The organism is Alteromonas sp. W364, from assembly GCF_031846205.1.
In the GTDB taxonomy this organism is placed as follows: domain Bacteria; phylum Pseudomonadota; class Gammaproteobacteria; order Enterobacterales; family Alteromonadaceae; genus Glaciecola; species Glaciecola blandensis.
The window spans coordinates 322,458-336,055 of record NZ_JAVRID010000004.1 but is presented as its reverse complement, the minus strand read 5'-3'; the positions used below and the strand labels follow the sequence as shown (position 1 = coordinate 336,055).

Annotated in this window: 10 protein-coding genes; 8 read left to right on the top strand and 2 right to left on the bottom strand. The window is 43.2% G+C overall.

Annotated features, from left to right (window positions below; all coding sequences use genetic code 11):
* The first annotated feature begins 95 nt into the window (after positions 1 to 95).
* The 8 genes from RM556_RS08765 to RM556_RS08730 all read left to right on the top strand — a co-directional run bounded on the left by RM556_RS08765 (position 96) and on the right by RM556_RS08730 (position 9,082).
* The gene (locus tag RM556_RS08765; RefSeq protein ID WP_311360658.1) at positions 96 to 1,391 is read left to right on the top strand and encodes an SLC13 family permease; all 1,296 of its coding nucleotides are present in this window, start codon (positions 96 to 98) and stop codon (positions 1,389 to 1,391) included.
* A gap of 81 nt (positions 1,392 to 1,472) precedes the next feature.
* Positions 1,473 to 2,648, top strand: coding sequence for a homoserine O-acetyltransferase (locus tag RM556_RS08760; RefSeq protein ID WP_409220073.1), 1,176 nt, complete (start codon positions 1,473 to 1,475; stop codon positions 2,646 to 2,648).
* An 18-nt stretch (positions 2,649 to 2,666) separates the two neighbouring features.
* A complete protein-coding gene (locus RM556_RS08755) occupies positions 2,667 to 3,743 on the top strand; it encodes a PHB depolymerase family esterase (protein ID WP_311360660.1) in 1,077 nt (358 codons plus the stop codon).
* A 33-nt stretch (positions 3,744 to 3,776) separates the two neighbouring features.
* Entirely contained in the window at positions 3,777 to 4,550 is a 774-nt protein-coding gene (locus RM556_RS08750) for a 3-hydroxybutyrate dehydrogenase (protein WP_311360661.1), read from the top strand.
* Positions 4,551 to 4,640: 90 nt separating this feature from the next.
* Complete coding sequence (gene nadK / locus RM556_RS08745; RefSeq protein ID WP_311360662.1) at positions 4,641 to 5,516, top strand: NAD(+) kinase; 876 nt, start codon at positions 4,641 to 4,643, stop codon at positions 5,514 to 5,516.
* Positions 5,516 to 6,748 (top strand): anhydro-N-acetylmuramic acid kinase, encoded by a 1,233-nt coding sequence (locus tag RM556_RS08740; RefSeq protein WP_311360663.1) that lies wholly within the window; start codon positions 5,516 to 5,518, stop codon positions 6,746 to 6,748. The genes nadK and RM556_RS08740 overlap by 1 nt, the downstream gene beginning before the upstream one ends.
* 104 nt (positions 6,749 to 6,852) lie before the next feature.
* Complete coding sequence (gene recN / locus RM556_RS08735; RefSeq protein WP_311360664.1) at positions 6,853 to 8,526, top strand: DNA repair protein RecN; 1,674 nt, start codon at positions 6,853 to 6,855, stop codon at positions 8,524 to 8,526.
* Positions 8,527 to 8,725: 199 nt separating this feature from the next.
* On the top strand, positions 8,726 to 9,082 hold the full coding sequence (locus tag RM556_RS08730) for an outer membrane protein assembly factor BamE (protein ID WP_311360665.1): 357 nt from the start codon (positions 8,726 to 8,728) through the stop codon (positions 9,080 to 9,082).
* Here RM556_RS08730 and RM556_RS08725 read toward each other — a convergent pair whose 3' ends face one another.
* Both RM556_RS08725 and RM556_RS08720 read right to left on the bottom strand, forming a co-directional pair.
* A complete protein-coding gene (locus tag RM556_RS08725; protein WP_311374391.1) occupies positions 9,083 to 10,195 on the bottom strand; it encodes a GGDEF domain-containing protein in 1,113 nt (370 codons plus the stop codon).
* A gap of 6 nt (positions 10,196 to 10,201) precedes the next feature.
* A complete protein-coding gene (locus tag RM556_RS08720) occupies positions 10,202 to 13,486 on the bottom strand; it encodes a FimV/HubP family polar landmark protein (protein WP_311360666.1) in 3,285 nt (1,094 codons plus the stop codon).
* Positions 13,487 to 13,598: the final 112 nt, after the last annotated feature.

The window sequence follows — 13,598 nt, the reverse complement described above, 5'->3', positions numbered from 1 at the left end:
CGTACTATGGGCATTATGCTAAGGATAACGCACACTTAGGCATGCCTTGCGCTCTGCGGTCACAGAGAATTCACTCGGCAATTAGGAAAATAATAATGATAAGTTTACTCGGCTTAATCGGTGGCTTGGGCCTTCTGATTTGGTTAACGATTAAAGGAATGAACCTGTTTATTGCAGCCCCGTTGTGCGCGCTGTTAGTCGCCTTGACCAACGGGCTACCTATATTCATTGGCGATACGAATTTTGTCGCCACTTACATGTCTGGCTTTACTGGCTTTATCGCCTCTTGGTTTTTTATGTTTTTGCTTGGCGCACTGTTCGGCAAATTCATGGAGGATACAGGAGCAGCTGACTCTTTAGCAAAATGGATAATCGACCGACTCGGCTACAAGCAAGCAGTTTTCGCGGTTGTCGCTGCATGTGCCATTTTGACCTATGGCGGCGTTAGCGTATTCATTGTTGCGTTTTCAGTCTACCCGATGGCCTTGAGTTTATTTAAAGATGCCAACCTGCCCCGTCGCTTCATACCCGCTACGATGGCCTTTGGCTCCGTTACTTTTACGATGACATCAGCAGGTTCACCTGAAATACAGAACTGGATCCCCATTAAACATCTCGGTACGTCTCCTTTTGCAGCGTGGGAAGTTAGCTTCGTTGTTGCCGTTTTCATGGCACTATTTGGCTACTGGTGGCTGAAAAAGATGATTGGTAAAGCGGTGGATGCTGGTGAAGCCTTTGAAGCGAAACCAGAAGACCCAGAAATAAAACAACGTGCGCTACCTAAACCATACACTGGCCTAGTCCCGTTGCTTGTAGTACTACTCCTTTCATTCTTCCTACATGAATCTTTAGCTCAACTCGCCTTAATTGTTGCTCTAGGTGGCGGCGTACTGACCTTAATGGCAATTAACTTCTCGTATTTCCAAAACCTTGCAAAAGCTGTGAATTTAGGTACGACGGGTGCATTACTTGCAATAGGAAACACTGCTGCGGTAGTTGGTTTTGGCGCAATTGCAAAAACGACAACGGCATTTCAAGACACTGTTGAGGTGATGACTCATTTACCAGGCAATGAACTCATTGGTGCAGCAATAGCCGTGAGTGTTATTGCTGGCTTAACGGGCTCTGCTTCTGGCGGCCAAGCTATCGCACTGCCTCTTGTTGGTCCGCATTACCTCGACCAAGGCGTCGACCCAGAAGAACTACACCGTATTGTGTCAATCTCTTCTGGCGCACTCGACTCATTGCCACATAACGGCTATGTTGTTACTACCATCAGAGCTATCTGTCATGAAACGCATCAGCGTGCATATGGTCCAATGGCTGCGTTGACGGTGGTTGTGCCACTTATTGGCTTAGCGCTGGCAATTGCTTTGTTTATTTTATTCTAAAGGGATAGAAACGTGAGTTTATCGTCAATAAAAAATGTATTGAAAGCCTATCATCGTTCTCAGCAACAGAAAGCGCTCACAATGAGTCTTTGTTTTTGCCTTTTGTTTAGTTGCAATGCTATTTCTAAGCAAGAGAACACTTTGCCCTATGTTGATAAGAAGACACATCATATACCGGTATTTGACACGTTCAACGGAAAACAGATTAAAAATGTCAATTTGGGTTGGGAGAGTTACGGCGAGTTAAATGCTGACAAAAGCAATGCAATATTAATTACTCATTACTTCACAGGCAATTCCCACGCAGCGGGCAAGTACAGTAGTGATGATGCCGCGGCTGGGTATTGGGACAGTATCATTGGCCCGGGAAAAGCCATTGATACAAATCGCTTTTTCGTACTCAGTATGGACAGCTTTGCTAACTTGAGTGTCCATGACCCGATGGTGGTAACCACTGGGCCTGCAAGCATCAATCCAGAAACAGGAAAGCCCTATGGCCTTAGCTTCCCAGTGATTACCATGCGCGATATGGTAAATGCACAAAAATCCTTACTCGATAGTCTAGGTATCGATTCCTTGTACGCCGTTGCTGGCCCCTCTATGGGCTCGATGCAAGCGATTGAATGGGCAAGTGCCTATCCGGACAAGGTACCTCGTCTTATTTCGGTGATTGGTTCATCCTTTAGTGACGCTTGGACAACAGCGGCACTAGAGCAATGGTCTATCCCTATTCGCTTAGATCCTAAGTGGAATAACGGTGATTATTACGGTAAGGAAGGCCCAAAAGCTGGACTGACAGCAGCGCTAATGTTTATAACGCAAGTAGCGCTGACACCCGAGTACTTTAATAATACTGGCAAGAGCCTTAATCACTCGCCATTAGAATTGGCACCTCTGCAAGATATTCATGCCAGCCACAAAATCAACCAATGGTTACTTGAAAGAGCGAGTAGTCGAAGTGAGAAAATGGATGCGAATAGCTTGCTTTACTTAGTGCGAGCTTGCCAGCTTTTTATGGCAGGACAACAAAGCTCATGGCAGGATGGCTTACGCAATATTAAAGCGAAAACGCTATTTTTGCCGGCGACTCAAGATTTATTATTGATGCCATATCATGCCCATGATACCCATCAACAACTCAAGACCTTAAAAAAACAAAGTGAACTATCGGAAATACCTGGCGCATTAGGTCACTTAGAAGGTGTCATTGGTATACAAAAGCATGCCGAGACAATTGCAGAATTTCTGTCTAACTAAGGGAAAACAAGGAAAACCATGACTTCATTCAACAAAACCCGTTGTGCCGGTGCCATATGTCTGTGTTTAGGACTTCTCTCTTGTGTTGACAGTCAATCCACCAGTACGGCGGAAAACGCTGATATTAATGATAGTGTAGCAATCACCTTCCCTGCCATACAAACACAGAACATTAGCTTATCAGGTCTTTCTTCAGGTGCTTACATGGCACTGCAATTTCATTTATCACACTCTGAGATTGTCAATGGTTCAGCCTTAATTGCTGGAGGTCCTTACTATTGCGCTCAGAATGATATTGGCACAGCGCTAAAAAATTGTGTTTCTGACGATTCGGGTGCACTCACGCTTTCACCCCTAAATGACTATTACGATAGTGTCCTTGCATCTAAGAAAGTTGCATCTGCTAGTGACAATGTGAATGACAAGCTATGGCTATTTCACGGTACGAAGGACACTCGAATTATCGCAAGTGTGGCAGATCAACTATATGCACAAGTGATGACACTATTTACGCCAAGCAATATAAAATATGTTAACGATAAGCCGTTTGCTCATTTAATGCCTACGCTTGAATCGGGAATTGATTGTAACGTGTCTGAGGCACCGTTTATCGGTGCGTGTAATTATGATGCAGCTGGCGAACTCCTTACGTATTTAGGGCTGATTGAGACTGCCCGCAGTGAAGCCTCATCCGAAACGCTCAAAAGTCACTTAAATGCTTTCTCACAAGCGAGCTATGCGGGAGAATATGCAAACACGCTTGCTGAGAGTGGTTATGTGTTTGTACCTCCACAGTGCCTTGATGCAAAAGCCTGTCAGTTACATGTTAGCTTTCACGGTTGCAACCAAAACGCTGAAACAGTCCAAGACCAGTATGCGATGCAATCAGGCTTAAATGAATGGGCCCTAAGTAACGATATCGTAGTGCTTTATCCTCAAACTAAGAAATCTATGTTTATGCCTCTGAACCCACAATCATGCTGGGATTGGTGGGGTTATACAGGTTCAGAGTATGCAAATAAGGAAGGGCAACAAATTCAAGCTATCAAGAGTCTCGTTGAGCGCATTGACGATATCATTTTGAAGCCTCAATAAGACTTATCATTTATAAATTTAATAGGAAAGCCCATGGAAAGTAAACAACTCAATATATTTGTAACCGGTGGTGCAAGTGGAATCGGCTTTGGTATTGCCGAACATTTGGCTGGCGAAGGTCACCATATCGTCATTGCTGATATTAATGATACTGCGGCTAGCAATGCTGCTGAGAAGCTAAGCGCAAAGGGATTGTCAGCACAAGCTATTGCAGTAGATGTGTGCAATGCCGCACAAGTGGCCTCCCTGCCTGCAAGCCTGGCACCACTTAAGATAGATGTGTTAGTTAATAACGCAGGTATTCAACATGTCAGCAAATTAGAGGATTTCCCAGCAGATAAGTGGCAGTTGCTCATTAATGTTATGTTGGTTGGCCCAGCGCTTTTGACTCAAGCCTTTCTACCTCATATGCGCGAACAAAACTTTGGTCGAATCATCAATGTTGGGTCAATTCATTCAGTCATCGCCTCTCCATTCAAGTCAGCCTATGTTGCTGCCAAACACGGTTTACTAGGGTTTGCAAAAACAGTGGCACTTGAAACGGGTGACGTTGATGTGACGATTAATACGCTCTGCCCTGCTTATGTTAAAACGCCTTTAGTTGAACAGCAGATTTCGGCACAAGCAAAGGAGAACAACATGTCCGAACAGGATGTCGTTGAGAAAATCATGCTCGAGCCTATGCCTAAAAAAGCGTTTATTGAAATTGAAGAGTTAGCACAAACCGCGTCATTCTTGATTTCTCCAGCCGCAAAAAATATGACGGCGCAAACAATCATATTAGACGGCGGTTGGACGGCTCGATAAATACCAATTATCAGCACAATACGCTTGCAACTGCCTCACATTTAAGTGAAAGTTAGCACATATTCGCCGCGTTAAGTGAGAAACTGAAATATGAGCTATACAACCGTTGGCCTAATAGGGAAAACAGACCACGAAGGTAGCCGCGTCAGTCTTAATGCTTTGGTGACTGAGTTAAAAGAACGTAATTGCACGATTTTAGTAGAAGCACGCATTAAAGAAGAACTCGATGATCGCTCGTTAGAGGTTTGCGCTTTAGAAACCTTAGGAGAGCGAGCTGAGTTAGCGATTGTTGTAGGCGGTGATGGTTATATGCTCGGTGCTGCTCGTATACTCGCTCAATTCGATACAGATGTTGTTGGCGTTAACCGTGGTAATTTAGGCTTTCTGACTGATATCAACCCAGAAGATATTACCCGTCAAATCGCCAATATTTTTGAAGGTAAAGTGCACCGCGAAGAGCGCTTTTTGTTAGAAGCAAACGTCTTCAGAGAAGATAAACATCAAGAAACTAACGCTGCCGTCAATGAGATAGTTCTGCATCACGAAAAAGTGGCTCATATGATGGAATTTGAGTTATACGTCGACAATCAGTTCGTATTTAGTCAGCGCTCCGATGGTATTATTTGCGCTACTCCAACAGGTTCAACGGCTTACTCCTTATCCGGTGGTGGTCCTATATTGATGCCACAACTTGATGCACTCACTCTCGTTCCGATGTTTCCTCATACACTCAGCAGTCGACCGATCGTTGTTGATGCGAAAAGCGAAATCACACTGAAAGTGTCAAATGTGAATACCGACAATTTACAAGTGAGTTGTGACAGTCATATCGTGATTTCCTTGAAGCCCGGTGACGAAGTGCGAATTAGAAAGAATCCAAACAAGCTAAACTTAGTGCACCCTTTAGATTACAACTACTTTAATGTGCTGAGAACAAAGCTTAATTGGGGCAGTAAGCTTTACTAATGCAAGATCGTATTCAAGCACTGTATGAGCTATCAAGAAAGAACGAACGACTGATTATTGGCCTGATGAGCGGAACATCCCTCGACGGCTTAGACATAGCGCTTTGTTCTTGTTCTGGAAGCGGCAGAGACACCCAAATATCTTTATTGGCATTCGAGACCCAAGCTTATTCTTCAGAGTTTAGATCAGCAGTATCTCAAGTATTCGCAAAGCAAGCAGTAAAACATGACCTTATTTGTTGGTTAAATGCCTACATTGCACGTGAACATGCTGCAATGGTAAACCAATTCTTGCGTAAACATGAATTCCAACGCGATGATATCGATTTAATTGCCAGTCATGGGCAAACCGTTTATCACCGTCCTTTGTCACTAACCAGTATTGAGGGCCACATATCCAATGTCCCCTCTCATTCGCCTTGCAACAGCACACTACAGCTAGGAGATGGTGACCATATTGCCTCCCTAACAGGGATAATAACCCTCAGTGACTTTCGGCAAAAACACATTGCTCACGGAGGTGAAGGTGCGCCGTTGGCAATGTATGGAGATTACTTGTTACTTGCAGACAAACGTGAGAACCGATGCTTAGTCAATATCGGTGGCATTGCTAACTTCACGTTTTTACCCGCCAATAGTGCGTTTTCAGATACTGTTTGTTCTGATATAGGGCCGGGTAACACATTAATGGATGCTCTTGTGCAGCAAGCTCTTGGCGAAGCTTTTGACCGAGATGCGAGACTCGCGCGCACTGGCAAAGTCAATAAAGCCCTGTTCGCACTACTATGCAAAGAACCCTATGTTTGCGCCCCTTTGCCTAAAACCACGGGTCCTGAACTATTTAATTTGGCATGGTTATCAACCATTCAAGCCAATCATGACTTAACAGAACTCCCATTGGAAGATTTGCTCGCAACACTAAATTACTTCAGTGCTTGGTGTATTGCTAGCCACATCGAAAAATTAGACCGCCCCGTCGAGGTTTATCTGAGTGGCGGTGGCGCGCACAACCCATTGCTATGCGACAACCTAAAAACCCTGCTCGGTCAAACACTGCATACTACCGACGAGCTGGGGCTAGATGGAGACGCTAAAGAGGCCATACTCTTTGCCCTGCTGGCGAATGAATGTGTTTCCGGTAAGCCTACTAGCTTTGGTACAGGTGATACAGCGAACAATATCGCGAATAATCGACCTGTTGTAAGTATGGGCAAAATTTCTCTACCAGACTAGGGCTTACCTAATCATTTCTTTTTTTACTTTCACACAAAACCATTCTTTACATACAGCAAAACACTGTATATATTAACAGTGCACTCATAATCGGAAAAAATACAATGTTAGCGCATATTTCTGTCAAAAATTTCGCCGTAGTAAAACAAATTCAAGTTGATGTTGCACATGGGTTGACCGCAATTACAGGTGAAACCGGCGCAGGTAAGTCTATCGCTATTGACGCGCTTAGTTTATGTCTGGGCGATAGAGCCGATGCATCTAGTGTTCGCAAAGGTGCAGAGAAAGCAGAAATAATCGCGCATTTTGATATTGCCAAGGTTCCACTAGCCAAAGCATGGTTATCGGAACACGAGCTAGAACAAGAAGATAACCCTAATGAATGCTTTATACGCCGTGTAATCAACCAAGAAGGCCGATCAAAGGCATTTGTAAACGGTATCGCTGTATCATTAAACCAGCTGAAAGCCTTAGGCCAGTATCTAGTCGCTATTCATGGTCAGAATGCACATCAGCAACTTCTCAAAGTTGACAATCAACGTCGTCTTTTAGATACCTTTTCCGAACACACAAACTTATTATCGTCAGTGTCGACAGCCTTTCATAGCTTAAAGTCGAAACAGGCCGAGTTGAATCAGTTACAAGCTGAGCAACAACAACGTAATGATCGTAAAAACCTACTAGAGTACCAAGTTGCAGAGCTTGATGAATTTAGCATTGAAGAAAATGAATTTAGCGAACTAGAAATAGAGCATAAGCGCTTGAGCAATAGCCAAACTCTACTTGAACAAGCTCAATTGAGCTTTCACCAGTTATATGAAGGCGATGAGTTTAATGCTTTATCAGCCATTCGTTCGTGTATAAATAACCTGTCTGAGATGCAAGAACATGACTCGCAGCTATCACCCATTGTTGATGTTCTCTCCGAGGCAGCAATACAAGTAGACGAGGCAGCACAAGAATTAAGGCAATATAGCGAACAATTAGAAATCGATCCAATGCGCATGCAGCAAGTTGAACAGCGATACAGCCAAGCAATGGATCTCGCTCGCAAACACTATGTCTCTCCTGAAAACCTGTACGCTAAGCATATGGAGCTGGCGAATGAATACGCCAGTTTGCTAAAGGATGAAGACAGCTTGTCGGAATTGGTCATAGAATGTGAAGCGCTATTCAATGAATACAATCAACAAGCAGAGCTTCTTTGTGAGTCACGTACCAAGCACGCAAGTGTATTAGCAGGTAAAATTCAAGCTTATATTAGCGAAATGAATATGCCTCACGCTAAGGTAAGCATTGACGTTAACCATAGTATTGAGCAGGCACCGAGTGCGAATGGTCGTGACCATGTGCAAATAAAGGTCTCCACTAACCCTGGTCAGGCAGCTGATGCATTAGATAAAGTCGTCTCAGGGGGTGAGTTATCTCGAATCGGTCTAGCAATACAAGTCATTACTGCTAGCGGTAACAATATCCCTACGATGATATTCGATGAAGTAGATACTGGTATCAGCGGTCCAACAGCGTCTATTGTCGGTCGCTTGCTACGCAAGCTTGGTGAAGTATCACAAGTCATGTGCGTCACTCACTTACCGCAAGTTGCCGCACATGGACATAACCAAGTTTTTGTGACAAAGCTCAGCGATGGAGACTCCACAGAAACGAGAATGTTGAAGCTGTCTGAGCCAGAAAGAGTTAACGAAATCGCCCGCTTGCTAGCCGGTGATAAATTGACCGATACAGCAATCGCCAATGCAAAAGACTTGCTTAAATTGTAGTTCCAGCTTTGGTTTAGGACACAAAATACCCCAAACCTCCAGGACGAAAGCAAAATAGAACTAATTAAGAGTTGAATGGTCTCAGTTTAGTGGGTAGCATCTGCCCTCAGTAGAAACGAGGTAATTCCTATCTCACTTAATAGTACAGATTAAATTTTACGCAATGGCGTGGTTTAGCAACACAAACTCGGACAAATAAATGAAGTTAACGCACATCCTCATCATCTTAACGATAGTTTTTTCAACAACAGCGTGTAAAAACTGGATATATCGTATAGATATCCCTCAGGGCAATTATCTGGACGACCGCGACGTACAAAAACTGCGTATCAGTATGACCAAAGAGCAAGTTATTTATGTACTTGGGCACCCTGTAGTAGAAGATTCGTTTGATCTTGATACTTGGTATTATGTTTACGAAATGAAACGTGGCATGAGCAAACGTGGTGAAGACTTCAAGAAAGAGCTGATTATCCGCTTTGAGGGTGACAAGTTAGTTGAAGTGGTAGGCGACTTTGAATTGTCAGAAGAGTTTAATACACCGCTAGATGCTTAATTATCGAAGCGAAGGCGCAGTCACGAAGGTATTGCGCCCTCTTCGCTTGGCTTGATACATCGCAGCGTCTGCATCTTTAAACAACCTATCCTTTATTTCTACTGAGTTTTCTCCCTCTTCTATCATACTAACAGATGTGCCAATAGATACTTCCAAGTCTATAAGCTGGATGTCCGTCAGAATATCTCTACAGGCTTGTGTCAGCTCCTCAGGCTTTGCGTCGTACATAACAATAGCGAACTCATCCCCAGATAGGCGCACGGCATAATTGTGCACCCCATCGCAGCGCTTTACCAATACTTCAGCAAGGTTGATGAGACAATCGTCCCCATAAGCATGACCGAAACGATCGTTAATATCTTTGAAGTTATCAACATCTACCACAATCAGTGATACTTCTTTGAACTCTGTTCGCGCTTTATCAATTAGCAAAAGAAGTTGCTTACCGAAATAACGGCTATTTTTTAAACCGGTCAGGCGGTCCGTAATCGAATCTCCATATAGTTCATGGATCATCTGATAGTTTTCCGCAAGTTGACCGACGATGCTTTTATTTATCAGTAAACACATCGCCATGATACAAGCGTAAATAAAACATTGAAAAATGACCGCGGGATAAGTCCAGCCGACAATAGGATAAACCAACATAATGAGCGCAAGCAGAATTGCGCTAATGATTGCGGTGGGTTTTATTGGCATGGTGGTCATCAGGCAGCCAATTAGGATGAGCAAGACAAAGCCTAATTCAGAAAAGTTGACGTCGTATGTTCTAGCGAGAGCAAATACAAAGATATGGACAACACCAGCGCCCAAATATACATAAAGTGACAAGCCTAGATTAGTGCTTCTTGATTTGAATTCTTTACTCCAGAAAAAATAGACAAGCACAGCTAGTGGAATGATGACAAAGATTGATCTGACTAGTATCGTAATTTGATGAACACTAGGTTCAAAACGGTAATAGTCCATCACGGTGAAAGCGAGATAAATAATAAGAGCAAATGAAAAGGACCAACGTTTGAAGCTGAGTGTTGATTGAGCTGTAAATTCATCGAGTCCGCTTTGATAGTCTTTCTTATCGCGCACACTCTGAAAAGTACGTAAGCTATCCAAGATGACTTACCCTTTTAGCTGCGCTAGCAATAACCTAGCTTCTTCTTGTTGTTCATCATCACCCTTCTCAGCAACTTCCTCGAGTAGCTCTGACGCAGCTTCATTGTCTTCCATATCGATGTAGACACGCGCCAAGTCAAGGTTACTGGCCTGATCCGCATTCATATCAACATCAATACTGGTGTCATCATTTAAAAAGCTATCTAATGACATATCTATATTTAGCTCAATTTCATCATCACTGGCAGGCGGCAGCTTTTCACTCTCTTCAATTAAGTTATCAACATCAATGAAGGCTGAATCAGGATCATTATTATCATCTGATTCATCGAAGAGCGCAGTCAAATCTAAATCTGGATTATCTAGCTCCAAATCCTGTTTCGGCTCTTTCTCCGCTTTTGTATTACTCGCCTCTTGTGTTTCCGCTTGTTCTAGGTCTGCTAGTTTAGAACCAGTGTCATCTTCTAGCGCCCCCATATCAGCTAACAAGGAGTCAAAATCTGCGTCTTCTATTTCTTGCAGCACTTCATCTTCGGTGCTTCGGTCAGCCTCTTTGTCTGTGCTAGTACCTAAATTATCTGAATCAAGGAAATCGCCTTCATCTAATTCGGATTTATCGTCATCTAACCAGTCGTCAAGGTCGGGTAGATCCAAGATACTGTCGTCGATAGTTTCATCCAAGTCGCTTGTACTTGGTGCAGTTTCCACATCAGCTTCTGGTTCTGGCTCTATTTCAGGTTTTGGCTCTAGTTCTGCTTCTGGCTCTAGTTCAGGTTCTGGCTCTAGTTCAGGTTCTAGCTCTGGCTCTTGGTCTGAGGGAAGCTCAATATCTAACTCACTCAAATCAATGTCATCTAACTCGTCTGTATCAACTTCTAAAGAATCATCAAGTTCATTATCTAATTCAGTTAATAACTCATCCGTTAGGTCAGACAGATCATTTGTCTCTTGAGAACTTTCAGCATCAACGTTAATAAAATCATCAACGTCATCGAAATCTGAGCCTGTTACCTCTGACGCTAGTTCGCTTTCAGAAGGGCCATTTTCTTCAGTCTGACCTGCTGTTGTTTGGACTTCGTCTTGACTCTGAGAGTCTACAGTTGAGTTCGCTCTGTCTGGCTCGAGTATCTCGTCCAACAATGCATCTCTGTTAGAATCCAAATCTTCATCTTCAACATGATTATTCAATAAATCATCAAGGCTGTCGTCCAAAACAGAGTCAATATCAATTTCCTCCGCCTCTTCGTCAGCGTCGAGATCAATCGTAAAATCTTCTTCATCAAGACCGCTGTCGCTCAGATCAAATACGTCGTCATCATCGTCGTCAGGCATTTCAACACCTAATTCAGATAAAAGTTCGTCGCTCAAGGGGTCACTGAGTTCTTTAACATCGACATCATCGGAAATTTCATCAAGTTCCGCTTCTGACTCAGCAAGCACTTCAGCAATATCCGCTTCAACATCTTTCGTCAGTTCGTCAATGGATTGTATTGTTCTTTGAGATTCAGCAGAGCTTGATGCTTGAGCATCTTGTTCATCAAGTGAATCTAAGTCTAGGTCATCGTCTTCTTCATAATTGTTATTGTCGATATCATCAATCAAACTATCTGTAAGCGTGTTGATTTCGATATTCTTTTCGGTAATTTCAGCTTCAATTTGTTCAATTACATTTTCTGTTATTTCACCAGAAGGGTCGAGTGAAATACCGTCTGGCACATCACCATCAAGCGCGTTCTGCTCTAAGAGGTCGTCAATACTAATTTCGTCTTGCTCATCTTCACTCTCGGTCAGATTGGTCGACGCACCGACGTCAACATCAGCCTCTGATAGCTCCGCAAATTCATCTTCCAGTCCAAGATCATCATTGTCTATACTACTCGCATCAATTGCGTTGGTAATATTGACATCACCACCTTCCAACATTTGGTCAATATCGACCTCCGGTGGCTCATCGTCTGCGTCTGCTTTCTTCGCTTCAACGTCACCGTCGAGGGCGCTTTCTAGTTCATCATCTAAACTGATTTCGTCTTCATCTAAACTGAAGTCATCTTCATCAACAGGCGATTCGAGGTCGCCAAGATCAGAATCAAGGCTATCTAAATCTAGATCATCAATATCTAGGTCGTCATCGTCGGGAAGCTCACTACCTTTGTTATCATCCTTCTGATCCGGCACCAACATTTCATCTTCTAAATCACCGAAATCATCGATATCAGGAGAAATTTCGTCAATCGTTTCTTCTAACTCGTCAGAAAGGATATCGTCAAGGAGGTCGTCATCGGATACAGTTTCGCTTTCAAGCATTGCCAACAAATCGTCTGCATCTTTACTAGCAGCATCATCTAATACAAGCTCATCCTCGTCTAACACGCTCGATTTAGGTTCATCGTTTGCATTTTGTGGCTTCGGTTTTCTTAGCAACAGTAAAGCAATCAGGACAAAAATAAGGAAACCGGCGACGGTAGTAGAAATAATGATGAAAAATGGATCTCGAATCAAAGAGCCCATCGAATCTTGCTTTGATTGCTCTTCTCGCAACTGCATAAGACGAACGAACTCTTTTAGCTCTTCGATCTCTGCGGCTTGTTGATTCAATTCTGTTTCAAACTGGTCACTCAGTTCTGTTTTTAGAGTGTTGAACTCTTCATCTTTCGCCGCCAATGTCTCAAGTACAAGACGATTTTCATCAACGATGCTCTGCGTAGCTTGAATAGATACGTCTAGCTGCTCTCTGAGTTGCTTAACAACTTGGCTTTGCTGGTTGCGTAAACGGTTTATTTGTTGTTGAAAACGCTGTTGTGCTTCATCAAGCTCTTCTTTGTTTACCAGAGGCACATCTGGTTTAAGATTGGTTTGAGTTTCTGGCGTTGTGTTTTCTGATGCTACGCTTCTACCTTGCCTGCCGGTCGCTGCCGCAAAATCACGGTCATCTTGCTGTGCTTTCGCTAAAGCGCGTTGAGGGTCGATCCGAGCAATATAACGGTCGGTAGGCAACTGCAACATTGAACCATTCACCATCGTATTGAAATTTCGATTGTTGAAGGCGCCAGGGTTCAATTCGTAAATCGCCAACATAACTTGATAAACGGTGAATTGTTGATTCTTTCTATATTGGCTTGATATAGCCCATAAAGTATCAGATTGGTCTATTGGCCCATATACAACCCCTGAATAAACATCAGCGGCATTCCTTGGACCTTGAATTTGTGTTCCTTGTGCGGCCGCATTTGCTGAAGCGATAAGCAACAGAATGAAACCAAGCGAACGAATAAGCATTAACGACCACTTCATAATAACTTTTTCGACTCTCCAAATAGGATAATATTTTAGTAATGCGTCAGGATAAGCTTACGACTCAATAACTTGGTCAGACACTATTTGCCGACAAAGCAGGTTATAGTAA